Genomic DNA, 25,269 nt, shown 5'->3' with positions numbered 1-25,269 from the left:
AATTTTGAATTTGTGTAAAAATCTTAATTATAATTTTTTTAATTTAAAATACTGCTATAAATAGTTAAAATCATGATTATATGGATTGCTTCATATCCAAAAAGTGGAAATACATTGCTACGATCAATTTTGTGTTCTCTTATAGCCTCTGAAAATGGAGTTTTAGATATGAAACACCTTAGTCTTATTCCAAACTTTTCACAAAAAAGATTTTTTGAGAATTTAACTTCAGAAAGAATTGATGTCAAAGAGGTCAGTAAACACTGGATAGGGGCTCAAAAAAGATTATTAAAAAATGGAAAATTTAAGTTGCTCAAAACTCATAACGCAAATTGTAGTGTTTATAATAACTTGTTTACTAATACAGAACTTACAGCTGGTGCAATTTATATAGTAAGAGACCCTAGAGATGTTCTTTGTAGCGCCTCAAAACACTTTGATTTATCTATCGAGGAAACTAAAGATATCTTATTTAACAAGTATGCTCAAACAATTGCAAGAAAAAATATTGATAATGAAATAACGACCTTTTTGGGTTCTTGGTCGGACAATTATAACAGTTGGATTAGTTTAAAAAAAAATATTCTATTAGTCAAATACGAAGATTTAGTCCTTAAAAAAAAAGAAACTACTTTAAAAATTATAAATTTTCTAAATAATTTTTTTCCACTAAACGTTAGCGAAGATCGTTTAAATAATTGTTTAGAGTCAACTTCATTTAGAGGAATGTCATCAGTAGAAAAACAACAAGGTTTTCAAGAAAGTGTCAAAACTAAAGATGGTAAGAGAATATTGTTTTTTAACAAGGGTCTTGTTGGTAATTGGAAGGACAGACTAAATGAGGTAACAGTTAAAAATATCGAAACTGAATTCAAAAAAGAAATGACTCAGTTGGGTTATATATAATTTACTAAGCTGGTTTGTTCATTGAATTAAAGAAATCTGCATTACTTTTGGTTTCTTTAAGTTTGGAATTAATAAATTCAATTGCATCCATAGTTCCCATTGGAGCAATAATTCTTCTTAGAACATTCATTTTTGAAAGATCATCTTTGTTAAAAAGTAATTCTTCTCTTCTTGTTCCAGATTTAGTTATATCGATTGCAGGATAAATTCTTTTGTCAGCAATTTTTCTATCAAGTACTGTTTCGCTATTTCCCGTTCCTTTAAATTCTTCAAAAATTACTTCGTCCATTCTTGAACCGGTATCAATTAAAGCGGTTGAGATAATTGTTAAAGATCCACCTTCTTCAATATTTCTAGCTGCACCAAAAAATCTTTTTGGTCTTTGTAACGCGTTCGCATCAACACCACCTGTTAAAACTTTTCCAGAGCTTGGAATTACTGCGTTATAGGCTCTACCTAGTCTAGTAATTGAGTCTAACAAAATAACCACGTCTTTTTTATGTTCTGTTAGTCTTTTTGCTTTTTCGATAACCATTTCAGCAACAGCAACATGTCTGGAAGCAGGCTCATCAAATGTTGAACTAATCACTTCACCTTTAACCGTTCTTTGCATGTCTGTCACTTCCTCAGGTCTTTCATCAATTAACAAAACCATTAAATAACTTTCTGGATAATTTTTTGCGATAGAATTTGCTATGCTTTGTAAAATCATAGTTTTACCAGCCTTAGGAGGTGAAATAATAATTGATCTTTGACCCTTACCTATTGGACTTACAAGATCAATCAATCTAGGTGTTAAGTCTGGTTTTTTTTCAATTTTGGTTGTTTCAATTTCCATGACCATTTGTTGGTCTGGGTAGAGAGGTGTTAGATTATCAAATGCTATTTTGTGACGAGCCTTTTCGGGTTCCTCAAAATTTATTTTACTAACTTGCAATAATGCAAAATATCTTTCACCTTCTTTTGGTGCTCTAACAGGGCCCTCAACAGTATCACCTGTTCTTAAACCAAACTTTCTTATTTGACTTGGACTAACATATATATCATCGGGACCAGCTAAATAATTTGATTCCATGGCTCTTAAAAAACCAAAACCGTCTTGTAATAATTGCAAAACACCAGCACCAGTTATTTCTTCTTTTTCTGCAACTTTTTTTAGTATGGCAAATAATATTTCTTGCTTTCTAAGTGTGCTCGCATTTTCAATTCCAAGCTCTTCTGCTTGTGTAATTAATTGTTCAGATGATTTTAATTTAAGTTCTTGAATATTCATGTTGTGGGGGTGTGTTTGAGATTTGTTGGATCAGTTGAATATATATACTCTGAAAAATATTACAAGTCTAAATAGGTTTAAATATTACAATAAAAACAATCAAAATTAACAATATTGTTGGCACTTCATTAAGTATTCTAAAAAATTTTGATGATTTTGTATTTCTGTTCAGGCTAAAGTCCTTGAGCAATTTAAATAAATAGAAATGATAAATTGTTAACAAGATAACAAATAATAATTTTAACTTTACCCAAAGTGTAAAAAAAACATCAGTTCCTATAGTAAGAATTAAAATAAATCCAAAAATCCAACTTAAAAACATGGCCGGCATCATAATGTAAAAAAATAACTTTCTTTCCATGGTTTTAAAAATAGAAGAAGAATTTTGATCTTTTAAATTTTCAACATGATATACAAAAATTCTTGGTAGATATAAAAGTCCTGCCATCCAAGAAATTACAGCTATCAAATGTAGACTTTTAAATAATAAATAACTATTCATGATTTAAACAAGGACATTTTTTAAATTCTAAAGGACATTGGATTTTTGGAGGATAAAGACCATCCTTAAATTTATATTCATTTTTTTTAATTATTAAATCTGACATTGTTTTAATAAAATCTTCATTTGTTCCAAGGGCAGGGACTCTTGTGTAATTCTTACAACCATTTGCATCCGCAAGCTCTTTATATTCTATGTCTAATTCAACAAGAGTTTCCGAGTGTTCAGAGACAAACGCAATAGGCACCAGGACTATATGTTTTCCAATTTTAGAGTTTTCTATAATGATATCTTCTGTTGATGGTCCAATCCACTTAAGTGGACCAACTCTACTTTGGTAACTTAATATCCAATCTAAGTTTTCAATATTTAATTCCTCCACTATCTTTTTTACTGACTGTTCTACTTGCCACTGATAAGGGTCTCCTTTTTTAATATTTTTTTCTGGCAAACCGTGTGCTGAAAATATTAATTTGAAATTTTTTAAATCTTTTATCTTTTTAAGTATTTCTTTTGTGTGAGCTTTTACAAAGTTCTGATCTGTTGGATAACAACAAATGGTACTTGTTTTAACCTTATACTGATTTTTTTTACAAACATCTTTCCATTCTTTAATTGAAGACCCAGAGGTTGCTGCAGAGTATTGGGGATAGAGGGGCATTAAAATAACTTCCTCTGGATTAAAAAATTGTACTTCTTTAATCACTTGTTCCGCCCTTGGGTGCCAACACCTCATAACAATAAAACATTTATAATCGTCAATCTTTTGATCTTGATTAATTTTTTCTTCAAGGGCATCTGATTGTTCTTTTGTTAGTTTTAATATTGGTGATGCACCACCAAGTTCTTCATAAATTTTTTTTGCAACGGGAGCTCTTCTATTAGAAATTAATTTTGCGAGAGGATATCTTAAAAAAGTTGGTAAATTTAATATTGCCGGATCATTAAACAAATTAAATAAAAAGGGCTCAACATTTTCTATTTTATCTGGGCCCCCAAGATTAAATAAAATTATTGCTTTTTTCATTTAATAATCTTTTACTATCTTAACTAAATAATCAACCATTTCTGGATTGGTTTCTGGCAAGACACCGTGACCTAAATTAAAAATATAAGGATGGTCTTTAAATATATCTAAATATTTTAAGGCTTGTTTTTTAAGGTTGCTTATATCTGTTAGTAAAACTTTAGGATCCAGACCTCCTTGTACAGGAATGTTAATTGATTTACATATTGAAATTGGGTCTACATCATAATCGATATTAACTGCATCCGGATTAACTAAATCACAATAATTTTTATAATTTTTTATTCCCCTGGGAAAACAGATCACAGGAACATTAAGTGATTTAACATAATTCACCAAACTTAATGTTGGAGTATAAACGTAATTATGTAAATCTTCTTCATCCAACAATCCAGCCCAACTATCAAAAATTTGTATTACATTTGCTCCATTTTTTATTTGTTGATCAATATGTATTTTTAAAAATTTATCTAATACTAATATAATTTTTTTTATTAAAATTTTATCTTCAAAAATTTTTTTTAGTAATTCTTTTTTTGGTGAACGTTTATTAATCATATAAACCAACAATGTCCAGGGTGCGCCAACAAAACCTATTAAATTTTTATTATTAATTAAATTTTGTTCACTTACTTTCTTAATAGACTTGTAAACTGGATCCAATTTTTTTAAAAAATCTGTTTCATTTGTTTTTGCTAAATCTTCTAAATTTAAATCTCCTAACTGAGGGCCAAAGCCTTTTTTAAATTCTACTTTTTGATTTAATCCATAAGGCAGCATTAAAATATCTGAAAAAATTATTGCAGCATCTAGTTCGAATCTTTTTAAAGGTTGCAAAGTAATTTCAGATGATAATATTTCATTCAAACATAATTTTACAAAATCTGGATTATTTTTTCTAATTACTCTAAACTCTGGTAAGTATCTCCCTGCTTGTCTCATTAACCATATGGGTGTATTTGTGGTTCTTTTATTTAATATTGTTTCTTGAATAGGAGTCATAATAATAAGTAATTATTTAATTATAGTATTAGTTATATAGTATGTGAATAATGGTAATAAATTGTTTTACCAACTTTATACACTTTTTATTAACAATTAATAATATTCAAGATCTCTTTTTTAATAATATCACTAATATATTTTTTAATCTTGTTCGATAAGTTGTATATAAATAGTTCACATGTTTATTAATGTTAATAAAAATGTTGTTTTACAATAAAAAATAATAAACTTCATTAATGGAAAAAATGATAAAAATAATACTTAATTATCAACATTTTATTCATGAGTAATACATATCAAATTTATCTTGTTTCTGACTCCACAGGTGAAACTCTGGATAGAGTATTTTTAGCAATTAAAGCACAATTTAAAAATATAGAATATAACGTTAAATCTTATTTTTTTACAAGAACAGAAAATCAGGTGATTAAAATAATTGAAGAAGCAAAAAAAAACCCAGATGCTATAATTTTATACACAATTGTTGATAGCTCACTCGCTAAATTTTTAGGCAACAAAAGTGATGAAAAAAAAATTCCTTGCTTTAGTGTTTTAGGAAATTTAATCCTAAATTTTTCTAAACTTTTAAACCAAAAAGCATCACACAAACCTAGCGGACAACACGAACTCAATGAAGAGTATTATGAAAGAATAGAGGCTATTCAATTTACTATGGCTCATGATGATGGCAACTTAGTCCAAGACATTGGTAAGGCTGATTTAGTATTATTGGGAGTTAGCAGGACCAGCAAAACCCCAACCTCTATCTATCTTGCAAATAGGGGACTTAAAACACTAAATATTCCATTAGTTAACGAAAACTCAATTCCAGAAACATTAAAAAGAAATCCAAAATTATCTTGTGTTGTTGGGCTAACAACCGAACCCGAAAGATTGGTTGCTATAAGAAAAAATAGAATGAATACATTAAAAGAGACAGAAAACACAAGCTATACCGATATAAAAAAAATTGAAAAAGAAATTATTGAAGCAAAAAAGACATTTGTAAAATATAAATGGCCAATAATTGATGTTACAAGAAAATCAGTTGAAGAGACAGCAGCCTCGATAATTAAAATTCATGAAATATTTAAAAATAATGATCAATAAAATAATACTTGCGTCAAAAAGCGGAGTAAGAAAAAAAATTTTGGAAGATAATGGAATTACTTGCAGAGTTGAACCATCTAATATTGATGAAGATAGTTTTAAAAAAAGTCTGTTAAAACAAAATGCAACACCGACAATTATTTCAAAGAATTTAGCAGAGCTAAAAGCAAATAAAATAAGTCAAAAATTTACCAACGAAATAATTTTGGGAGCAGACAGTGTTATCGATTTAGAGGGACAAATAATATCAAAACCGAATGATAGAACTGAGGCCATTAAAATACTTCAAAAACTAAATGGCAAAACCCATCAATTAGTTAGTTCTGTCTGCATTTCAAAGGAAGGTTCGATGATATGGAATCATACAGACAAAGCTTCATTAACTATGAAAAACATGAGTTTTTTAGAGTTAGAAGATTATTTGGCTAAAATTTCAGATGAAGCACTTTATGCTTATAATGTTTATCAAATTGAAGGAGAGGGGAGAAATTTATTTTCTAAAATTGATGGAGATGAGGACACCATTATGGGATTACCCATCAAACAAATAAAGGAATATTTAAATATATTTTAATGATTAAAAAATTTTTAGTTATTGGTAATCCAATACAGCATTCTTTATCGCCAGATTTACACAATTATTGGATAAAAAAAAATAAGATAAGAGCATCCTATAAAAAAAAACTAATAGAAGAAGACGGATTAAAAAAATTAATTTCTGATATTATGGAAGAGAACATTCATGGAGCAAATATAACGGTTCCATTTAAAAATAAAATTATACCTTTGTTGGACTCTTTAACTTCTGAAGCTGATAGATCGCAGTCTGTAAACACAATTTATAAAATGAAAAATAAAATTATAGGAGACAATACTGATATAGAAGGTTTTAAAATTGCTTTGGAAAAGACAAAACAAACCTTAGAAAATAAAACGGCACTTATTTTAGGGGCAGGTGGAGTAGTTCCATCAATAATTATTGCTTTAAAAAAATTAAAAATAGATAAAATTTTTATCACTAACAGAACAGAGAAAAAGGCAACTGAAATTAAAAAGACCTTTTCTGATGTAGAAATAATAAGATGGGGAGAAATAATTGATTTTGATATTATTATAAATGCCACTAGTCTTGGGCTAAACAAAGAAGACATGATTAAATTAGAGTATGAAAAAATTAGCAAAGATAAGTTTTTCTATGATGTAATTTACAACCCCAACGAAACAAATTTTTTAAAAGAGGCGAAGAAGTTCGGCGGAAAAGTTGAAAATGGAAAAACAATGTTTTTATATCAAGCTCAAAAAGCTTTTTTTATATGGCATGGCGTTCTACCAGAAATAGATACAGAGGCCATTAATTTACTTAATTTATGATTAGAATAGCTGTTTTAGGAGGTATAGGGTCTGGAAAAACGTACATAGCTAAACTTTTTAATTTTCCAGTTTTTAATGCAGATTTAGAGGTTGCTAAAATTTATAAAAACAACAGACAATGTTTTAAGAAACTAAAGAAAAAATTACCAGAATATTTTTTGTCATTCCCAGCAAAAAAAGATCAAATTATAAGAGCAATAACAAATAATGAGAAAAATTTAAAAGAAATAACAAAAATTATTCATCCTGAAATTAGAAAAAAAATGCATATATTTTTAAAAGATAATAAAAAAAATAAAGTAGTTGTTTTAGATATCCCTCTTTTTCTTGAAAACAAACTAAATAAAAAAAGTGATATTTTAATCTTTATTCAATCAAATAAATCAGAAACCATTAAAAGATTAAAAAAGAGAGATAATTTTAATATTGATTTATTTAAAAAATTCAAAAAAATTCAACTTCCTTTGAGTTTTAAAAAAAATAAATCAAATTATATAATTAAAAACAATTTTACAAAAAAACCTGTTAGACAAAGAATAGAAAGAATACTAAAAAAAATTATATAAAATGAAAGAAGTTGTATTAGATACAGAAACAACAGGACTATCAGTTAAAGACGGACATAGAATTGTAGAAATTGGCTGTATCGAGCTAGATAATTTAGTGCCAACAAAAAATAAGTTTCACTGTTACCTTAATCCTGAAAGAAAAGTTTCTGAAAAAGCGCTAGAAGTTCATGGCTATACAGATGAATTTTTATCCACACAAAAAAAATTTTCAGAGATTGTAGAAGAGTTTTTAAGTTTTATTGAAAATAAGAGATTGGTAATTCATAATGCTGAATTTGACTTATCACATTTAAATAACGAATTAGCATTATTAGGTAGGGAAAAAATTGAGAGCAAAAATGTTATTGATACGCTTGCTTTAGCCAGAGATAAATTTCCTGGCTCACCCACAAGTCTTGACGCACTTTGTAAAAGATATCGTGTAGACAATTCAAAACGAACACAACACACGGCCCTTATAGACTGCGATTTATTAGCGAAAGTTTATATTAACTTATTAGATCAAAAAGAGCCCACACTTAATTTTAAAAACGAAGATAATGAAAGAAAAATAATTAGTGCAAATAATACAAACCAGTATTATAAAAAAGTTGTAAAACCTAGTGATGAAGAGCTAGAGTTGCATAAAGAGTATTTAAAAAATAGTTTAAAAAAAAATTTTTTTTAATTAGCTCTTTGTTTGTATAATTCTGCAAAATCAATCTTTTTATCTATACTAACCTCTGGAAAACCAGAAGCGTGAATTAAATTTAGAAATGCTTTTTCTAAGTTTGGATAAACTTTATTTTGTACATCGCATAATATAATTTTTTCTAAATCTTTTTTATCATTTATAGCATCATCAATTTTAACGATAGAAGTGTAAATTATTTCGAAATAAGATTTTTTTTCACTTAATTCTTTATCATTGAATTTTAAAGTAGTGTTAACTTCTATCATTTTATTTTTTAATGGTTTGGAATTTATTTCAATGTTGAGGTGGTATTTTGAAATTTGTTCTTTAACAAAAATATAAGTTTCAATGTCAGCTGTTTCACTTGAAATATCTTTTATAAACTCAGCTAATATTTTAAAGTTTTCTGTCATTTTCATCCTCTATATCTTCAAATTCGCCATTAATAAAATCTTGTTTTTTATTTATGGGCTTTTGTTTATTTGATACTTTTTTAAATATCAATTTTCTTGTTGGTGGAAATATTATTAGTATTCCTATAAAATCAGTAGCAAATCCAGGTAAAATTAAAAGTAGTGCAGCAAAAGCTAAGGCTGCTCCAGAAATAATTTCGTAAACTGGGAGTTCATTTTTTACCATTTGAGACATCCCAGATCGCAACGTATTAAAACCTTCATATCGGGCATAAACAATGCCAAAAAACGCAGTAACAAAAATCAATAAAATTGTATTAAAAGCACCTATTTGAGAGCCTAATTTGATAAATAAATAAATCTCAATAACCGGAATACCTATAAGCAATAATAAAAATGTGTTCATTTGTCCTTAGTCTAAATTGCTAGTTGTAATTAATCAACATAGTAAATATTATTAAATTATGAATTATAGTTTTGAATACATCGATATTATTCTTTTGGCAATGATAGCGGGCTTCATATTTTTACGTTTACGAGGAATACTTGGAAAGAAAACTGGTTTTGAGGGGAAAATTCCTTCACCAATTGATAAAGAATTCCAGAAAGCAAACATAACTCCAAAACCAGTAAGCACAAATTTTGATGAACAATCACAAAAAGAATTTTTAAAAGGTGCAAAAATAGCTTATGAAACAATTATTACTGACTTTAGTGATAGTGATAATAAATTGATAGCTAGCAAATCTCTTTTAAGTAAAAAAATTTATGACCAGTTTAAAGAAGCGCTTGAAGAAAGAGAGAGAAAGGGTCAGTTTGCAGAAATTACGTTTATAGGAATTAAGTCAGCATTAGTAAAGTCTCATAAAAAAATAGAAAATAGTTTAGAGGTTACTGTGGATTTTGTGAGTGAAATAATTACTTGTGTGAAAGATAAAGAAAAAAAAATAATTTCTGGTGATAGTGAAAAAATTAAAACTGTTTATGATACATGGGTTTTTTCAAGAGATCTTAAGTCAAATAATCCAAATTGGTTACTAATTGATACACTTACGTAATTGAATAAAAAAATTTCAGATAAAGATAAAAAAGACTGGGAAAATTTTTTAAAAAACAAAGAAAAAATACCCAATAAAGATTTCATTGTTAATAAAAAAATAAGACATGAAAAAATAAAAAAAATAGATCTTCATGGTTTTACACTTCAAGAAGCAAACAAGGCTATAGAACATTTTATTAAAAAGTCTTTTGATGAAGATGTTACTAAAATTATAGTAATTACTGGAAAAGGCTTAAGGTCTAAAAATGTTCAAAACCCTTATCTCTCAAAAGATTTGAGCATATTAAAATATTCTGTTCCTGAATTTATTGAGTCAAATAATAATCTAATCAAAATGATTATAGAAATTACCGACGCTAAGATTGAAGACGGTGGTAGTGGAGCATTTTATATTTTTCTTAGGAATAAAAATAAACTTAAGTAATTGTTAAAGAATAAATTTAGAGAGATCCGTATCTTTAACTAGCTCATCTAGGTTTTGTTTAACATATTGAGAATTGATTATAATCTTTTCCCCGGCTCTATCTGTTGCAGTAAAACTTATGTCATCTAAAATTCTTTCAATAATTGTATGAAGTCTTCTTGCACCAATATTTTCTACAGTAGAATTTACTTCAGATGCTATATTAGCAATTGCATCAATTCCATCATCAGAAAACTCTAGCTCAACATTTTCTGTTTTAAGCAGAGCAACATACTGCTTGATCAAACTATAGTCAGGTTCTTTAAGTATTCTTTTAAAATCATCACTATTTAAAGCTTCAAGTTCTACTCTTATAGGTAGCCTTCCTTGTAATTCTGGTAGTAGATCTGAAGGTTTTGCCAATTGAAATGCACCAGAGGCAATAAATAAAATATGATCTGTTTTAATTGGACCATATTTTGTACTCACAGTTGTTCCTTCAATCAAAGGAAGAAGGTCTCTTTGTACACCTTCTCTAGACACATCTCCTCCAACTCTATCCGCTCTTCCTGAAATTTTATCAATTTCATCTAAAAAAACTATTCCGTTATTCTCAGTTGAGTTTTTTGCGGATTTAATAATCTTGTCTTCCTCAATTAACTTATCAGCCTCATCATTTATTAAAATTTCATGAGATTCTTTAACAGTCATCTTTTTCTTTTTTTGTTTATTGCCAACTGATTTACCAATCATTTCGCCAATATTAATCATGCCAATATTAGCCCCAGGCATTCCAGGAATTTCAAATGAAGCTTGAGAACCACTATTATTAACTGCGATTTCAATTTCATTATCATCTAAATCTCCGTCTCTTAATCTTTTTCTAAAACTTTCTCTTGTTGCAAGGCTTGCTTTATCACCCACTAAAGCATCTAAAACTTTTTCTTCAGCAAGCTTTTGTGCTTTTGCATACACTTCTTTTCTTTTCTTTACTTTTTCCATAGCAATAGCAATTTCAAGAAGATCTCTTATAATTTGTTCAACATCTCTTCCAACATAGCCAACTTCTGTAAATCTAGTTGCTTCTACTTTCACAAAAGGGGCTTCTGCCAATTTAGAAAGTCTTCTAGAGATTTCAGTTTTACCAACACCCGTTGGTCCTATCATTAAAATATTTTTAGGTAGAACTTCATTTTTCATTTCACCTTGTAGGGCTTGTCTTCGCCATCTATTCCTTAGAGCTATGGCAACAGCCTTTTTGGCTTTGTTTTGACCAACCACATATCTATCTAATTCTGATACTATTTCTCTCGGAGATAAAGAGCTAACTAACGATCCATCGTCGTTTCGAATCTTTTCTTTTGGAAAGGGAGTAACGTTTGTGTCTTTCATTAAATTTTTTCTATCTTAATATTGTCGTTGGTAAAAACACAAATTTCTGATGCAATCTTAATAGCTTTTCTTGCAACCTCTTCTGCGCTTAAATCTGTTTCTAATAAAACTTTAGCTGCTGCTAATGCATAGTTTCCACCTGAACCTATGCCAATTGCATCACCTTCTGGCTCAAGAACATCACCTGTGCCAGAAATTATATAACTATTTTCTTTGTCACCAATTGCCATTAAAGCTTCTAATCTTCTTAAATATTTATCAGTTCGCCAATCTTTAGCTAATTCAACGGCAGCACGTGGTAGGTTTCCAGCATGCTTTTCAAGTTTTGCTTCCAATCTTTCAAACAAAGTTAAAGCATCAGCAGTAGACCCTGCAAATCCTGCTATTACATTTCTTTTATCAATTTTTCGAACTTTTGCCGCTGTGCTTTTGATCACAGTATTTCCCATACTAACTTGACCGTCTCCAGCAACCACAACTTCGTTGTTTTTTCTAATAAGTACTATTGTAGTCATAGATTATAAATGGATATTAATTTTAATTCTTCAAGTGCTCGATTACTAATATTGATATAGTTAGCTAATCTCTATATACCTATTAAATATTATGAGCAGAAAAGGAAAAGTTTCAAGAAAAACGAAAGAGACCAGCATTAGTGTTGATTTAAATATTGATGGTAAAGGTAAATATAATATTGATACAGGCATAGGTTTTTTAGATCATATGCTTGAGCAATTATCCAAACATTCACTAATTGATATTAATCTTAAGGCAAAAGGCGACACACACATTGATCTTCATCACACAACAGAGGATACCGGAATTGCTATTGGTGAGGCTTTAAAGAAGGCATTGAAAGACTATGCAGGGATAAAAAGATATGCCCATGCAATGATACCAATGGATGAAACCCTAACAAGAGTTGCAATTGATGTCTCTAACAGACCATATTTAATATGGAAAGTTAAGCTTAAAGTAGAAAGACTTGGTGAAATGGATACAGAACTTTTTAAAGAATGGTTTCAAGCATTTTCTCAATCAGCAGGCATAACACTCCATATGGAAAACATCTATGGAGACAATAGTCATCACATAATTGAGTCTTGCTTTAAGGCTCTAGCAAGATCGCTGAGGACTGCTTTAGAAATAGATCCTAGAAATAAAAAAAGCATACCATCAACTAAAGGCTCATTATAAGCTTAATGAATGTCACAATTGTTGATTATAATTCAGGAAACATAAGCTCTGTAATAAATTCTTTTAAGGAAGCTGCAAAAGATAAAGTTAAAATCGAAGTAACCTCCAATCTAAATAAAATAAAATCAAGTGATAAACTTGTATTGCCAGGACAGGGATCTTTTAAGAGCTGTGTTGATGCATTAAGTGGCATAAATGGTTTGATAGAAACACTCAATGAGTTTGCAATAATAAATAAAAAACCTCTTCTTGGGATTTGCGTTGGTTTACAAATGTTTGCAGATCTTGGTTATGAAGAAACCGAAACAAAAGGTCTGGGATGGATTTCAGGCAAAGTTTCAAAGATTGATAATCAAAATAATAAATTCAAACTTCCACACATTGGTTGGAATGAAATAAAAATTATTAAAGAAAGCAAGATTTTTAAGGATATAAAAAATAAATCACACATGTATTTTGTACATAGCTATGAATTTATTCCAGATGATAAAAGTACAATTTCAGCAACAACAGAATACTCATCAAATATTGTTTGTTCTGTTGAAAAAGAAAATATTTTTGGAACCCAATTTCACCCTGAAAAGAGTGATAAAATTGGATTACAAATAATAAGAAACTTTATAAATCTATAAAATGTTTGAAAAAATTATTACAGATCTTTTTATGCTATGTGTTAATATTCTCCAAGTTATAGGTGGTACACCAGGGGAATATGGATTTGGTTATTATTTAGCAAACATAGTTATATTTGTAGTTCTTCAACCAGCTTTAATTTTATTATTTTTTATTCTTTGGAGAAAAGAAAAGAGAAAAAACAGCAATAAATGAAAATATTTCCAGCAATAGATATTAAAGATAAGAAATGTGTAAGATTAATCAAAGGGGACTTTAATAATAAAACTGAATATGAAACATCGCCAGTTGATCAAGCTAAAAAATATAAAGAGCATGGCTTTAAAAATTTACACATAGTTGATTTAGATGGTGCTTTAACTGGAAAGACAGTTAATTTAGATACTATTCAACAAATAGTTCATAATTTTGATTTAAACATTGAAGTAGGAGGGGGGATTAGAACCATTGATAGTATTCAAAAATATATAGATATAGGAGTTGAAAAAGTTATTTTAGGAAGTGCAGCCATAAAAGATAAAAATTTTTTAAAAGAAGCATGTCAAAAATTTCCAAATAAAATTGCACTAGGTTTAGATGCTAAAGATGGATATTTGTCTGTTTCAGGATGGAAGGAAAACTCTAATCAATTAACATTAGATTTTTTAAAAGAGGTTAATGACTTTGGTGTTAGTAGATTAATTTATACAGATATAAATAGAGATGGCATGAAGCAAAGTCCTAATTATGAAGAAACGATAAATGTTGCTAATGTTTCAAACTGTCCAGTGATTATTTCAGGAGGCGTGTCCTCAATTGATGACATTAAAAATGCAAAAGGTTTAAAAAATATTGAAGGAATAATAGTTGGTAAAGCCATTTATGATGGTGATATTAGCTTAGATGAATTAATAAAAGAAATTGATGCTTAAAAATAGAATTATTCCTTGTCTAGATGTAAAAAATGGAAGAGTTGTTAAAGGAATTAATTTTATAGATTTAAAAGATGCTGGTGATCCGGTTGAGCAGGCTAAAATTTATAGTGATGGTGGTGCTGATGAAATTTGTTTTTTAGACATCACGGCCTCTAATGAAAACAGAGATATAATTTATGAGGTAGTTGAAAAAACATCTAAAAAATGTTTTGTGCCCTTAACAGTTGGTGGAGGGGTTAGAAGCATTGATGATATTAGTAAATTATTAAATTGTGGAGCAGATAAAGTTTCGATCAATACTGCAGCAGTTCAAAACCCTGAAGTAATAATTGAAAGTTCAAAAAAATTTGGATCACAGTGCATTGTTGTTGCAATAGACGCTAAAAAAAATGACAATAAATGGGAGGTTTTTACTCATGGAGGAAGAAATAATACGAGCATAGATGCAATAGATTTTGCAAAAAAAATGGAAGATAGTGGAGCAGGAGAGCTATTGATCACTTCGATGGATAGAGACGGTACTCAAATTGGCTATGATAATGATTTAATGTTTAAGATATCATCAACAGTTAATATACCTGTTATTGCCTCAGGTGGTGTAGGAAATTTAGACCATTTAGTAGATGGTATAAAATTAGGAAATGCTAGTGCTGTACTAGCTGCATCCATTTTTCATTATGGTACCCATTCAATAAAGGAAGCCAAACAATATTTGAATTCAAAAGGGATTCCCATTAGAATTTAAAGATGTCAGAAAATCTATTAAATTTAGTAAATACAATTAGAGAAAGAAAAAATAAAGACAAAGATAAATCTTACACATCATCATTGTTATCTGGTGGTTTATCTAAATGTATAGATAAAATGGAGGAAGAATTTGGTGAACTTAAAGAAGCTCTAAATGATAAGTCAAATGAAGTTCATGAAGCAGCAGATACTATCTATCATATATTAGTCACACTAGAAGCAGCCAATATTAAATTTGAGGATGTTTTACAAGAGCTAGAAAATAGGAAAAACCAATCAGGAATTGAGGAAAAAAATAATAGAAAATGATTTACGATAAGAATAATATTTTTGCGAAAATTTTACGAAAAGAAATTCCTTGTAAAAAAATTTTTGAGAATGAACATGTTTTATCCTTCTATGATATTAACGCTCAAAAAAAAATTCATGCTCTGGTAATACCAAAAGGTGAATATATTGACCTAGATGATTTTAATCAAAAAGCTTCAGATGAAGAAATTGTTGCTTTGAGTAAAGCAATTACAGAGGTATCAAAAATATTAGATATATCAACAGATACAGGCAAGGGTTATAGAGCGCTTACTAACTTGGGGGAGCATGGAGGACAAGAAGTTCCTCATTTACACTTTCATTTATTTGGTGGTGAAAAAATAGGAAAAATGGTTGAGTGACAGAAAAAATTTTTAGAAATTATTTAGAAATTAAATCCCTAGAAGATTTTAAAGAAGTAGAAGCACCCTCGCAGTATAGTTTTGTAGAATTACTTAATCCTAAAGACTTTCAATTAAATAAATTCTTCTATAAAAATGTAGGGAAAAACCATCGTTGGATTGATAGATTGATTTGGACAGATTTAAATTGGATTGAATATGTATCTAATAAAAAACTTTTTACTTATGTTTTAAAAGAAAAAAATGAGATTGCAGGTTATTACGAATTGTTATTTTATGAAAATAATAAAGAGGCAGAAATTGCTTATTTTGGAATTTTAGAAGAATATTTTGGAAAAAAATTAGGTGGATATTTACTTAGTGAGGCAATCAAAAATTCATTTAATCAGGGAGCAAAAAGAGTTTGGGTACACACTTGTTCACTTGACCATGAGAATGCCTTAAAAAATTATTTAGCAAGAGGAATGAAAGTTTTTAAAACAGAAACTCTAATTAGGTAGAATTTTAGTTATTTTTTGGTAACTTGAATTTGTTATAATCTAATTTTTGATTTATCTTAATTGAAGAAATAAATGTAATATTCAAATTTTGATATATGTCTTCTGTTTGCCATCCAATTAAGTTTAAATTTTTTTTGTCAAAAAAAATATTTATTTCATTATTATTTTCAAAAATTTTAAAGTTAAGATATTTATTATCTATATTCCTTGGTTCTAACTCTTGTATTTTAGAAATTAGATACTTTTTATCTAGCAAATACTGTAACGGCGTTTTAGCAAGCGGGTAAATATAATAATTATTGTTGTTATTAGTCTTAATAACCAAAGATTTTCCATTAGAGACAAGAGTTTTTTTATTTGCTCCACTATACTCACACCAAATTTTTCTTGGATATTCCAAGACACATATTCCATTTTCTCTTTTATCATCAACAGTTTGAATAAAATTAAAACTTAAATTATTAGTGCTTTTCATTTTTGCAATTATATCTTCCTTCATAGATGGTAATGCAGGATTATAAAAGTTTAGCAAAATAAATATTATTAATATCCTAGGCATTATAGGACATCTCTTTTACCAACATGGTTTGCTTTGCTAACAATTCCATCAGCCTCCATCATATCAATAATTCTAGCCGCCCTATTGTATCCTATTTGCAATTTTCTTTGTAAAAATGAAGTTGAGGCTTTACCTTCTGATCTAATTATATCTAAGGCTGCTTGATATAATTCATCTTTATCTCCATTGTCAGATCCAGTATCACCACTATCTTTTTCATCCACAAAATTTAAGATTTCATCTATATAGTCTGGTTCTGCCTGGACTCTTAAATAGTTATTTACCTTTTCAATTTCATTGTCAGAAACAAAGGGTGCATGAATTCTCACTATTCGATTAGCAGATGACATATAAAGCATATCTCCTTTCCCAAGTAATTGTTCAGCTCCTTGTTCTCCTAAAATTGTTCTACTATCAATTTTTGAAGTTACTTGAAAAGAAATTCTTGTAGGAAAGTTTGCTTTAATAGTGCCTGTAATTACATCAACACTAGGTCTTTGAGTGGCCATTATAATGTGAATACCAGCGGCTCGGGCCATTTGTGAGAGCTTTTGAATATAATTTTCTATTTCTTTTCCTGCTACTAACATCAAATCAGACATTTCATCCACAACCACAACAATGTAAGGCATAGACAAAGTATGTTTTGCATTATATCCATCAATATTACGGACACCTTCTTTTGTCATAAGTCTATACCTATTCTCCATTTCTTTAACAACCCAACCTAAAACTGAAGCAGCTTTTTTTGCCTCTGTAATAACTGGACATAACAAATGAGGAATTCCCTCATAGGTAGACAGCTCTAACATTTTAGGATCGATTAATATAAATTTACATTTATCAGGTGCGTGCCTGTAAAGAAGAGAAAGAATAATAGTGTTGATACATACAGATTTTCCAGAACCAGTTGTGCCTGCTATTAATAAATGAGGCATAGATGCCAAATCACCAACAATAGGTATTCCAGAAATATTTTTCCCAAGTGCTATTGGTAGTCTTACATCTTTTTTATTAAAGTCAGCATGTGAGAGAATTTCACTAAGAAAAACATTTTCTCTAGCAGAGTTGGGTAATTCTATACCAATAGTACTTCTTCCAGGTATAGTTGCTATCCTTGCAGATTCAGAGCTAGTGTTTCTAGCGATATCATCTGAGAGGTTTATAATTTTTGAAACCTTAACTCCTGCTGCTGGTTCAAATTCATTAAGAGTTACAACAGGCCCATGACTAACTTTTTTAATGTTTCCACTAACTCCAAAGTCTAAAAGAATTTTTTCTAAGAATTCACTATCAATGTAATCTTCATCTTGGAGTTTAGCTCTTTCTTTTTCAGTTGGAATTTTTAATAAATCTACAGAAGGCAATTTAAATCTTATTTTTTTATTGGTATCTTTATTTTCACTTTTAATAAATGGAAGATCATCTTGAATTAAGCTTTTTATCTCATCTTGTGGTATAAATTCACTTATTATTTCATTTTCATTGGTGTAATTTTTCTCTTTTTTAGAAAACAGAAATTTGAATAATTTTTTTATAGTATTATAAAAAAAATTAATTCTAAATTGAATACTTATTAAAAAAATAGTCAAAATTAAAAAAATTAATAAATAATAAAATATTTGTGAATTGATATTGATCATTGATGCCAGGAAAGTTGTTTCAAGGTACTTACCAATAAAACCCCCATTACCATTAATATAAAGATTAAATGCCCTAGGATAAAAAAAAGAAAAAAATAAAGATCCAATTAAAGAATAAATCAAAGTGTAGAAAATACTTTCTATTATTAATAAAATTTTTTTATTTAAAACAATATTAATTCCACAAATTATAAGACTAAAAGGAATTAATAAGGATATAACCCCAAAAGATTGAAAAAAAAGATCAGAAGTAAAACTTCCTTCAAAACCAAGTAGATTTTTGATTACCGTGTTATCTGGAAAAATAAAATTTGGATCATCAGGCGAAAAACTAACCAATGAAATTAACAAAAAAACACCTGCAACTATGATACCCAAACCCAAAATCTCAATTACTCTATTTATTCCAAAGTTAATTGTATTGTTTGCTAGTTTTTTAAATTCCATAAATTAATTAATCAGATTAATCACTTTGTATCATCTAATTTTTATTGTTAAAATTAAAAAATATTATGAATGTATGCATTATAGGAGAAGGATTAAGCAGTCTAGCTTTAGCTAAAAATCTTATAAATAAAAAAATAAATGTTCATATTTATTATAAGACTAAAATTCAAAAAAAAATAACCAGTAGAACTATTGGTATATCAAAAAATAACTTAGAATTTTTTAAAAAAGAAATTTTTGAAATCACTAAAATAAATTATTGGAAAATAAAAAAAATAGAAATTTATTTACAAAAAATTAAAAATGAAAATATCTTTAATTTTAATAATGAAAAAAATGATTTATTTTATATGGTTAAAAATGAGAGACTTTATGAATTGTTAAAAAAAGAAGTTTTAAAAAGTAAGTTTATTAAAAGAATAGCAATCAATAAAAAATTAAATGAGAAAAATCTTAATAAAAAAAATTACGATTTGATAATAAATAGTGATCCAAATAATTTTATTGCAAAGAAATATTTTACAAAAAAGATAGAAAAAAATTATTTTAATGTAGCCTACACAGCAATTTTTAAACATAAAAAAATAGAAAATAATACTGCAGTTCAGGTATTTACGGAGTTTGGTCCTGTTGCATTCTTACCTATTTCAAAAAATGAAACCTCAGTGGTATGTTCGCTGGATACAAAAAGTAAAAAATTCTCAAACTCTGAAATAATAGAATTGATTAATAAAAATAACCCTAAATATTTAATAAAAAATATTTTTGATATTAATAGTTTTAACTTAAATTCGTCTGTTTTAAGGAAATATTATCAAAAAAATATTTTAGCTTTTGGAGATTTATTGCACAGAATTCATCCCTTGGCCGGACAAGGTTTTAATATGACTATTAGAGATATAAAAATTTTCTCTGAAATTATTCAAAATAAAATTGATTTGGGTTTACAGTTGGATTCTTCAATTTTAAAAGATTTTGAAAATCAAGCCAGAAATAAAAATTTTATGTTTTCAAATGGAATAGATTTTATTTATGAACTTTTTAATTTAGAAAAAAAATTGAAAATAAGAAATTTCACCAAAATTCTTAAAGCAGTTGGTAAAAATAATAATTTTAATAATTTATTGATTAAAATTGCAGATAGGGGAATAAATCTGTAATTTATTGAATGGTTGTATTATCAAAGTTATCATAATTATAAGTATTTAAAATTTCAGCAATTTTATCTTTTCTAATTTCTAAATCTTGGCTTTCCAATAATATTTGTTTTTCTTCTAATGAAAAAGGTGATGCCATTGCAAGAGCATTAATTGTTTCATTTAAATCTTGTTTCTCAAGAGATTTCCAATTGATTATGTATCCTTTTTTTTCAAACAAGGTTTTTAAGTCTTTAAAAATTAACTCAAGATCTGAAAATTTTAATTCTTTTTTTGAAATGTTTAAATCATCTGAAAAATCATCAAAAGTTACTTCACATAGACGGTAAGCTTTATCAGCTTTAATTTCTTTAATTACTTTAAATCGCGTTAATCCATTTAGCTCAATTAAATATCTGCTATCAACTTTTTCAAAATTTGAAATTTTGCCTAAACATCCAACCTCATATAAATCAGGTATATTACTTAGTTTTTTTTGTTTTGGTTGAATTAAACCAATTAATTTATTGGTTTTCATACTATCATTTATCATCTCTATATATCTTGGTTCAAATATATTTAAGGGAACAGTTGTATTTGGAAAAATAATAAAGTTACTTAAGGGAAACACGGGTATAATTTTTGGTAAATCTTGTTTTTTCATAATTTCTTTTATCAAATTTTTGATAATCTATATACTAATCAAAAACTTTATTATTGCTTGCGTTAAAAAAACCGTCTATTTATTATATTTATATGCGGGTCTAGCTCATTGGTAGAGCGAATCGTTGCCAACGATTAGGTAGAGGGTTCGATTCCCTTGACCCGCTCCATAAATGCTAAATGAAAAAATCAAATTTAATCACTAAACTTTTACAATTAATTGTTAAAAATAAAGACATCAGAGAATTTAAGAATAATTTTTTTTATTATATTTTTTTTAGATTATTTAGAAAATTTTTTAATTCAAATATCAAAATAAGAATAGAAAATTTTTACATTTATGCAAGCAATCAAAAAAACAAGACGTCCCATGCACTATTGAAAAAATGTAATTTTGATGACCAAAATGAATTGATGTTAATAAAAAAAATTTCAAGAAATAAAAAAATTTTTTTACTAGACTGTGGTTGTAATTATGGATTTTATTCATTCTTTACAGCATCGTTATCAGAACAAAATTCTATAGTTTCTATAGATGCATCACCAACTATTGTAGAGGATTTTAAAAAAAATTTAATCTTGAATAATTTTAATAATGTGACAATAAAAAATTTTGCCGTATCAGATACAGATGATTTAACTGTTGTATTTAATGAAAGCAAAAATGATTGGGAAAGTTCATTAAATCATAAGCAATTTGAAAATCTAAAATCAACTAAAGTAAAAACTTCCAAAATAGACACGCTACTTGGTCATATAAATTTGGAGGATTATTTTTTATTTATAAAATTAGACATTGAAGGTAATGAACTTCAAGCAATAAAAGGTGCAATAAATATAGTACAAAAATATAATCCAATCTTTATTATAGAACTATCACAATATATTTTTGAAAATAATTATGATAATTTTAATTTTTTAAAATTATTTTTAGATAAATTTGATTATGGTATTTATGATATAAACAAAAAAAATGTAATGCCCGATGAAATAATAAAATTATTAAATAATTTAGATTCTAAACATAGAACTATTGGTAATTATTATTTAGTTAAAAATGATAAAAATATAAAAGATCTATTTAAAAATGACAAATCTTCTAGATAAAAAATGTAAACCATGTGAAGGTGGGATATTGCCATTTGATATAAGTGAAATTCACAAATATCAAAAAAAAGTTGATGGGTGGAATGTAAAAAAAAATGATAAAGATATTTTTTTTTTAGAAAAAAATTTTATTTTCAAAAATTTTATTAATAGTCAAAATTTCATAAACAAAGTTGGGGAAATTTCTGAAAGTGAAAACCACCATCCTGATATCTCTTTTGGATGGGGTTATGCAAAAATTATAATTACCACACACGCAATAGAAGGTCTCTCTGAGAATGATTTTATTTTAGCAGCTAAAATTGATCAAATTGCTAATGTCTAAAATGTCTAGTTTTAGAAAAAACTAATATCGTATTAGTTTGATTTGCAAATTTTATTATTTCTTTGTCTCTAATAGAACCAGAGGGTTGTATTACTGCACAAACTCCAGCTTGAATTAATTTTTCAATTCCGTCCACAAATGGAAAAAATGCATCTGAAGCAGCAACTACTTCTTCATTGAAATTTTCAAATTTATGCATTTTATCAATTGCAATTTGACAACTGTCAAGTCTACTTGGCTGGCCAGAACCAATACCCACTGTTGCTTCATTAGCAGCCAAAACTATTGCATTTGATTTGACATATCTACAAACATTAAAAGCAAAAATTAAATTTTTTAATTGTGATTTAGTAGGTTTTTTTTTTGAAACTATCTTAAAATCTTTAATGTTAAATTTATTTATATCTTCAGACTGAGTTAAAATTGCTTCATTAGCAGAATTAAATCTTACTAAATCTTTTATTTTAAAATTTGAAGAGTCTATTAGACGTAAATTTTTTTTATTTTTTAATATATTAAGGGCCTCTCTATCAAATCCATTAGCGATAATAACCTCTAAAAAAATATTTTTTAATTCTTTTGCTAAAGTTTTATTTATTTTATAGTTGCATGCAATTATTCCACCAAAAGCACTAATAGGGTCACAAGCCAGTGCTAATTTATAACTTTTTAGATTGTTTTTATGAGAAGATACACCACAAGGGTTAGCGTGTTTTATAATAACTGTTCCAGTATTGGAGGGCAGTGATTTTGAAATAGTTAAAGCCGAAAATATATCATTATAATTGTTATAGCTTAATTGCTTTCCATGAATTTGATCCAAATTTAAACTATTAGTTTTTGAATAAACAGCAGCTTGCTGATGTGGATTTTCTCCATATCTTAAATTCTCTACTAAATTTCCATAAATAATTTTTTTTTTAGGAAATTTATTATCTTTAATGTTGTTAAAATAATTTGAAATTACCGCATCATAATAAGCTGTTTCAGAAAAAGCTTCTAAAGACATTTTTTCTCTAAACCCCAAAGATGTTGAGCCTTTATTTAATTGTAGTTCATTTATAAGCTCAGAGTATTGATTTGAGGAGGTAATAACAGTTACATCCTTATAATTTTTTGCTGCAGCCCTCACCATAGTTGGTCCACCAACGTCAATATTTTCTATTATTTTTAAATGATTATTTGTTTGCTCTAAAGTTTTTTCAAAAGGATAGAAATTAACTATAACAAGGTCTATTTCATGAAAATTATTATTTTTTAAATCGTTTTTATGTTTTTTATTATCTCTTTTACTTAATATCCCAGCATGTATTTTTGGATGCAGTGTTTTAACTCTTCCCCCGAGTATTTCAGGAGATCCCGTATATTCTGAAACCTCTAAGCATCTAAATTTTAGTTTCTTAATTTCTTTGTAAGTGCCACCTGAGCTTATGAATTCAACTTTATATTTAGTTAAAATTTTTAAAAGTTCTTTTAAATTACTTTTATCAGATACAGAAATTAATGCTTTTTTGATTTTATTCATTATAATTTAGTAATTTCCCATTTTATAGTTTGATTTTCATCATTAGTCATTCCTGAAATAAATATATTTTGATTATCAGAAAAAGAATTTTTCTTACCAAAATATAATCCGTTATCAATATTGATAGTATTGTTTTCTGAGTTAAATTTCCATCCTTCACCATCAAGATCAATGAGTATTGACTTGTTATCCTGTGTTTTCATTACCTTAATATTTGGCTCTAAATGAAATCTAATTTCGAATTTTAGATTTTTAATACCATTTTTTGAAATCATTTTATCATGACCCACAAATTTTATTTGTTCTGGATAAAATTCAACTTCTCTTTCATGAATAATACCGTATTGCTTTAGGTAACCATCGTGTGAGGCATGAACTTTCCAATAATTTTTTTCAAAAATAACATTTTTTTTTAATATTTTTAAACCCTGCAAAAGTTTGGAACCCTTATTTTTAGTTTTAGTAAATTTACATGAAGATCTGTCATCTATAATTAATGTGCTATGGACTGCACTTGATTTAGATAAATCATTTAATTTATGTTTGTAGTCTTGAAAATATCCAGAGTTACAAATTAATTTTTTACCATTTGTTAATATCTCCAGAGATAAAGCACCTGCCTGATAATCAGATGAAAATTTCTTATCAGGACTATCTCCAATATCCATTATTAGAGAGTATTTCTTATTATTAAGAATTACATATCCTCCTATTTCTTTGTTTTGAGATTTAAAGTTATAATCAAACTTTTTCAAATAATGATCAAAATTGTCATTATTTGTTTCATGATTACCGTTGAATAATAAGTCGACATTATTATTTTTCCAAGTAAATGCATATCCTTGTCCTAAATAATAAATATATTCATTGATATAATCTGGTATTTCATTTTGAGATTCTTTGATCCACTCTCGAATTAGAATAAAATATTTTAAATAAAAATTTAATTGTCTTATGTTTCTAGATTTTGGGAAACCATCATTATCTAAAGAAAATTTAACAAATTTTTTGAGCAAATTAAGTCCTTTATCTAAGTATTTATCTTCATCTCGGTAACACAATCCGGCTAAAATTATAGCAGCACAACCTATCATTTTATCATCAACTTTTTCAGACCGTTCAATTTGATCAATTAAATAGTTAATTTGTTTTTTTATAACACCGTTGAAATTATCTTTATAAGAGCTAGTGCCATCTTCATAAGTTAATCTAGTATTTGAAATCCAAGCTATTATTCTTTTTGCCAATATATCTATTTCCCAGCATTTATGATTATAACGATAATTCTTACTTATCCATTGTTGTATTATTTCTTGAGTATCTTTTTTTGAGGATCTTAAATCCAAACTAAATAACCAAAAAAAACTGTTTAAATTTTTATAATCTTTATCTTTTAAATTTTTATCATTCCAGATGTTACCTAATGAATAGTTTTCAATGTTAATTTTTTTTTTTCAAATTTAATAAGAGAGTCTAAAAGATTAGGACTTGGTTGATA

The 25,269-nt window shown here is 27.5% G+C and carries 32 protein-coding genes and 1 tRNA gene; 20 read left to right on the top strand and 13 right to left on the bottom strand.

Going from position 1 to position 25,269, the window contains the following annotated elements; translation table 11 throughout:
* Nucleotides 1-72: 72 nt before the first annotated feature.
* Nucleotides 73-906: a sulfotransferase domain-containing protein gene (locus tag AC5SLL_RS06495; RefSeq protein WP_494586538.1), complete on the top strand. Its 834-nt coding sequence runs from the start codon at nucleotides 73-75 to the stop codon at nucleotides 904-906.
* A 4-nt stretch (nucleotides 907-910) separates the two neighbouring features.
* On the opposite strand, the gene rho is transcribed toward AC5SLL_RS06495, so the two are convergent.
* From rho to hemE, 4 genes are all read right to left on the bottom strand, one after another.
* Entirely contained in the window at nucleotides 911-2,179 is a 1,269-nt protein-coding gene (rho, locus tag AC5SLL_RS06490; RefSeq protein WP_494573123.1) for a transcription termination factor Rho, read from the bottom strand.
* A gap of 67 nt (nucleotides 2,180-2,246) precedes the next feature.
* A complete protein-coding gene (hemJ, locus tag AC5SLL_RS06485; RefSeq protein WP_494586537.1) occupies nucleotides 2,247-2,681 on the bottom strand; it encodes a protoporphyrinogen oxidase HemJ in 435 nt (144 codons plus the stop codon).
* Nucleotides 2,674-3,708 (bottom strand): ferrochelatase, encoded by a 1,035-nt coding sequence (gene hemH / locus AC5SLL_RS06480; RefSeq protein WP_494586536.1) that lies wholly within the window; start codon nucleotides 3,706-3,708, stop codon nucleotides 2,674-2,676. The genes hemJ and hemH overlap by 8 nt, the downstream gene beginning before the upstream one ends.
* Nucleotides 3,709-4,710, bottom strand: a complete 1,002-nt coding sequence (gene hemE / locus AC5SLL_RS06475; RefSeq protein WP_494586535.1) for a uroporphyrinogen decarboxylase — start codon at nucleotides 4,708-4,710, stop codon at nucleotides 3,709-3,711.
* A 285-nt stretch (nucleotides 4,711-4,995) separates the two neighbouring features.
* Between hemE and AC5SLL_RS06470 the strand changes: the two genes are divergently transcribed.
* From AC5SLL_RS06470 to dnaQ, 5 genes are read left to right on the top strand one after another with little or no spacing between them, the layout of a single operon-like run.
* Entirely contained in the window at nucleotides 4,996-5,823 is an 828-nt protein-coding gene (locus tag AC5SLL_RS06470) for a pyruvate, water dikinase regulatory protein (RefSeq protein WP_494586534.1), read from the top strand.
* Nucleotides 5,813-6,397: a Maf family protein gene (locus AC5SLL_RS06465; protein ID WP_494586533.1), complete on the top strand. Its 585-nt coding sequence runs from the start codon at nucleotides 5,813-5,815 to the stop codon at nucleotides 6,395-6,397. The genes AC5SLL_RS06470 and AC5SLL_RS06465 overlap by 11 nt, the downstream gene beginning before the upstream one ends.
* On the top strand, nucleotides 6,397-7,194 hold the full coding sequence (gene aroE, locus AC5SLL_RS06460) for a shikimate dehydrogenase (RefSeq protein WP_494586532.1): 798 nt from the start codon (nucleotides 6,397-6,399) through the stop codon (nucleotides 7,192-7,194). The genes AC5SLL_RS06465 and aroE overlap by 1 nt, the downstream gene beginning before the upstream one ends.
* A complete protein-coding gene (coaE, locus tag AC5SLL_RS06455; protein ID WP_494586531.1) occupies nucleotides 7,191-7,760 on the top strand; it encodes a dephospho-CoA kinase in 570 nt (189 codons plus the stop codon). The genes aroE and coaE overlap by 4 nt, the downstream gene beginning before the upstream one ends.
* Before the next feature lies 1 nt (nucleotide 7,761).
* Complete coding sequence (dnaQ, locus tag AC5SLL_RS06450; RefSeq protein ID WP_494586530.1) at nucleotides 7,762-8,430, top strand: DNA polymerase III subunit epsilon; 669 nt, start codon at nucleotides 7,762-7,764, stop codon at nucleotides 8,428-8,430.
* Here dnaQ and AC5SLL_RS06445 read toward each other — a convergent pair.
* Both AC5SLL_RS06445 and AC5SLL_RS06440 read right to left on the bottom strand, forming a co-directional pair.
* On the bottom strand, nucleotides 8,427-8,849 hold the full coding sequence (locus AC5SLL_RS06445; RefSeq protein WP_494586529.1) for a protein-export chaperone SecB: 423 nt from the start codon (nucleotides 8,847-8,849) through the stop codon (nucleotides 8,427-8,429). The genes dnaQ and AC5SLL_RS06445 overlap by 4 nt on opposite strands.
* On the bottom strand, nucleotides 8,833-9,255 hold the full coding sequence (locus AC5SLL_RS06440) for an FxsA family protein (RefSeq protein ID WP_494586528.1): 423 nt from the start codon (nucleotides 9,253-9,255) through the stop codon (nucleotides 8,833-8,835). Before AC5SLL_RS06440 ends, AC5SLL_RS06445 begins: the two co-directional genes overlap by 17 nt.
* A 58-nt stretch (nucleotides 9,256-9,313) precedes the next feature.
* Here AC5SLL_RS06440 and AC5SLL_RS06435 point away from each other — a divergent pair, with 58 nt between their 5' ends.
* Nucleotides 9,314-9,907 carry a Tim44/TimA family putative adaptor protein gene (locus AC5SLL_RS06435; protein WP_494586527.1) on the top strand — a complete coding sequence of 198 codons (594 nt, stop codon included), beginning with the start codon at nucleotides 9,314-9,316 and terminating at the stop codon, nucleotides 9,905-9,907.
* Entirely contained in the window at nucleotides 9,908-10,333 is a 426-nt protein-coding gene (locus tag AC5SLL_RS06430; protein ID WP_494586526.1) for a Smr/MutS family protein, read from the top strand. It abuts the gene before it with no gap.
* 3 nt (nucleotides 10,334-10,336) lie between these two features.
* Here the strand turns inward: AC5SLL_RS06430 and hslU are convergent, their stop codons facing one another.
* Nucleotides 10,337-11,704 (bottom strand): ATP-dependent protease ATPase subunit HslU, encoded by a 1,368-nt coding sequence (hslU, locus tag AC5SLL_RS06425; protein WP_494586525.1) that lies wholly within the window; start codon nucleotides 11,702-11,704, stop codon nucleotides 10,337-10,339.
* Nucleotides 11,704-12,219 (bottom strand): ATP-dependent protease subunit HslV, encoded by a 516-nt coding sequence (hslV, locus tag AC5SLL_RS06420; protein ID WP_494573109.1) that lies wholly within the window; start codon nucleotides 12,217-12,219, stop codon nucleotides 11,704-11,706. The genes hslU and hslV overlap by 1 nt, the downstream gene beginning before the upstream one ends.
* 91 nt (nucleotides 12,220-12,310) lie before the next feature.
* Between hslV and hisB the strand changes: the two genes are divergently transcribed.
* The 8 genes from hisB to AC5SLL_RS06380 are packed head-to-tail and all read left to right on the top strand — an operon-like array spanning nucleotide 12,311 to nucleotide 16,366.
* Nucleotides 12,311-12,901 (top strand): imidazoleglycerol-phosphate dehydratase HisB, encoded by a 591-nt coding sequence (gene hisB / locus AC5SLL_RS06415; RefSeq protein ID WP_271516978.1) that lies wholly within the window; start codon nucleotides 12,311-12,313, stop codon nucleotides 12,899-12,901.
* Nucleotides 12,902-12,906: 5 nt separating this feature from the next.
* Nucleotides 12,907-13,533 carry an imidazole glycerol phosphate synthase subunit HisH gene (gene hisH / locus AC5SLL_RS06410; protein WP_494586524.1) on the top strand — a complete coding sequence of 209 codons (627 nt, stop codon included), beginning with the start codon at nucleotides 12,907-12,909 and terminating at the stop codon, nucleotides 13,531-13,533.
* 1 nt (nucleotide 13,534) lies between these two features.
* The gene (locus tag AC5SLL_RS06405; protein WP_494586523.1) at nucleotides 13,535-13,729 is read left to right on the top strand and encodes a hypothetical protein; all 195 of its coding nucleotides are present in this window, start codon (nucleotides 13,535-13,537) and stop codon (nucleotides 13,727-13,729) included.
* The gene (gene hisA, locus AC5SLL_RS06400) at nucleotides 13,726-14,445 is read left to right on the top strand and encodes a 1-(5-phosphoribosyl)-5-[(5-phosphoribosylamino)methylideneamino]imidazole-4-carboxamide isomerase (RefSeq protein WP_494586522.1); all 720 of its coding nucleotides are present in this window, start codon (nucleotides 13,726-13,728) and stop codon (nucleotides 14,443-14,445) included. The genes AC5SLL_RS06405 and hisA overlap by 4 nt, the downstream gene beginning before the upstream one ends.
* On the top strand, nucleotides 14,438-15,193 hold the full coding sequence (gene hisF / locus AC5SLL_RS06395; protein WP_494586521.1) for an imidazole glycerol phosphate synthase subunit HisF: 756 nt from the start codon (nucleotides 14,438-14,440) through the stop codon (nucleotides 15,191-15,193). The genes hisA and hisF overlap by 8 nt, the downstream gene beginning before the upstream one ends.
* A 2-nt stretch (nucleotides 15,194-15,195) precedes the next feature.
* Complete coding sequence (gene hisE / locus AC5SLL_RS06390; protein ID WP_494586520.1) at nucleotides 15,196-15,504, top strand: phosphoribosyl-ATP diphosphatase; 309 nt, start codon at nucleotides 15,196-15,198, stop codon at nucleotides 15,502-15,504.
* Nucleotides 15,501-15,866, top strand: coding sequence for an HIT domain-containing protein (locus AC5SLL_RS06385; RefSeq protein WP_494573104.1), 366 nt, complete (start codon nucleotides 15,501-15,503; stop codon nucleotides 15,864-15,866). Before hisE ends, AC5SLL_RS06385 begins: the two co-directional genes overlap by 4 nt.
* Nucleotides 15,863-16,366: a GNAT family N-acetyltransferase gene (locus tag AC5SLL_RS06380; protein WP_271516994.1), complete on the top strand. Its 504-nt coding sequence runs from the start codon at nucleotides 15,863-15,865 to the stop codon at nucleotides 16,364-16,366. Before AC5SLL_RS06385 ends, AC5SLL_RS06380 begins: the two co-directional genes overlap by 4 nt.
* Nucleotides 16,367-16,370: 4 nt before the next feature.
* Here the strand turns inward: AC5SLL_RS06380 and AC5SLL_RS06375 are convergent, their stop codons facing one another.
* Both AC5SLL_RS06375 and AC5SLL_RS06370 read right to left on the bottom strand, forming a co-directional pair.
* Entirely contained in the window at nucleotides 16,371-16,925 is a 555-nt protein-coding gene (locus AC5SLL_RS06375) for a LolA family protein (protein ID WP_494586519.1), read from the bottom strand.
* Nucleotides 16,925-19,015 (bottom strand): DNA translocase FtsK, encoded by a 2,091-nt coding sequence (locus tag AC5SLL_RS06370; RefSeq protein ID WP_494586518.1) that lies wholly within the window; start codon nucleotides 19,013-19,015, stop codon nucleotides 16,925-16,927. Before AC5SLL_RS06370 ends, AC5SLL_RS06375 begins: the two co-directional genes overlap by 1 nt.
* 65 nt (nucleotides 19,016-19,080) lie before the next feature.
* On the opposite strand from AC5SLL_RS06370, the gene AC5SLL_RS06365 reads away from it, so the two are divergent.
* On the top strand, nucleotides 19,081-20,175 hold the full coding sequence (locus AC5SLL_RS06365; protein WP_494586517.1) for an FAD-dependent monooxygenase: 1,095 nt from the start codon (nucleotides 19,081-19,083) through the stop codon (nucleotides 20,173-20,175).
* A 1-nt stretch (nucleotide 20,176) separates the two neighbouring features.
* Here the strand turns inward: AC5SLL_RS06365 and AC5SLL_RS06360 are convergent, their stop codons facing one another.
* Entirely contained in the window at nucleotides 20,177-20,815 is a 639-nt protein-coding gene (locus AC5SLL_RS06360; RefSeq protein ID WP_494586516.1) for an LON peptidase substrate-binding domain-containing protein, read from the bottom strand.
* A gap of 94 nt (nucleotides 20,816-20,909) precedes the next feature.
* Here AC5SLL_RS06360 and AC5SLL_RS06355 point away from each other — a divergent pair.
* From AC5SLL_RS06355 to AC5SLL_RS06345, 3 genes are all read left to right on the top strand, one after another.
* A tRNA-Gly gene (locus AC5SLL_RS06355) sits at nucleotides 20,910-20,984 on the top strand.
* Between the two features lie 10 nt (nucleotides 20,985-20,994).
* Entirely contained in the window at nucleotides 20,995-21,921 is a 927-nt protein-coding gene (locus tag AC5SLL_RS06350) for an FkbM family methyltransferase (RefSeq protein ID WP_494586515.1), read from the top strand.
* Nucleotides 21,902-22,246 carry a 4a-hydroxytetrahydrobiopterin dehydratase gene (locus tag AC5SLL_RS06345; protein ID WP_494586514.1) on the top strand — a complete coding sequence of 115 codons (345 nt, stop codon included), beginning with the start codon at nucleotides 21,902-21,904 and terminating at the stop codon, nucleotides 22,244-22,246. The genes AC5SLL_RS06350 and AC5SLL_RS06345 overlap by 20 nt, the downstream gene beginning before the upstream one ends.
* Here AC5SLL_RS06345 and purH read toward each other — a convergent pair.
* Together purH and AC5SLL_RS06335 are read right to left on the bottom strand one after the other, a co-directional pair.
* Nucleotides 22,236-23,771: a bifunctional phosphoribosylaminoimidazolecarboxamide formyltransferase/IMP cyclohydrolase gene (gene purH / locus AC5SLL_RS06340; protein ID WP_494586513.1), complete on the bottom strand. Its 1,536-nt coding sequence runs from the start codon at nucleotides 23,769-23,771 to the stop codon at nucleotides 22,236-22,238. The two genes, AC5SLL_RS06345 and purH, sit on opposite strands and share 11 nt — an antisense overlap.
* Nucleotides 23,771-25,117 (bottom strand): heparinase II/III family protein, encoded by a 1,347-nt coding sequence (locus tag AC5SLL_RS06335; RefSeq protein ID WP_494586512.1) that lies wholly within the window; start codon nucleotides 25,115-25,117, stop codon nucleotides 23,771-23,773. The genes purH and AC5SLL_RS06335 overlap by 1 nt, the downstream gene beginning before the upstream one ends.
* Between the last annotated feature and the right edge of the window lie 152 nt (nucleotides 25,118-25,269).

Source organism: Candidatus Pelagibacter sp. PS_43 (assembly GCF_059417795.1).
The sequence above is the reverse complement of the archived record's forward strand: the minus strand, read 5'-3'. Positions and strand labels throughout refer to the sequence as shown.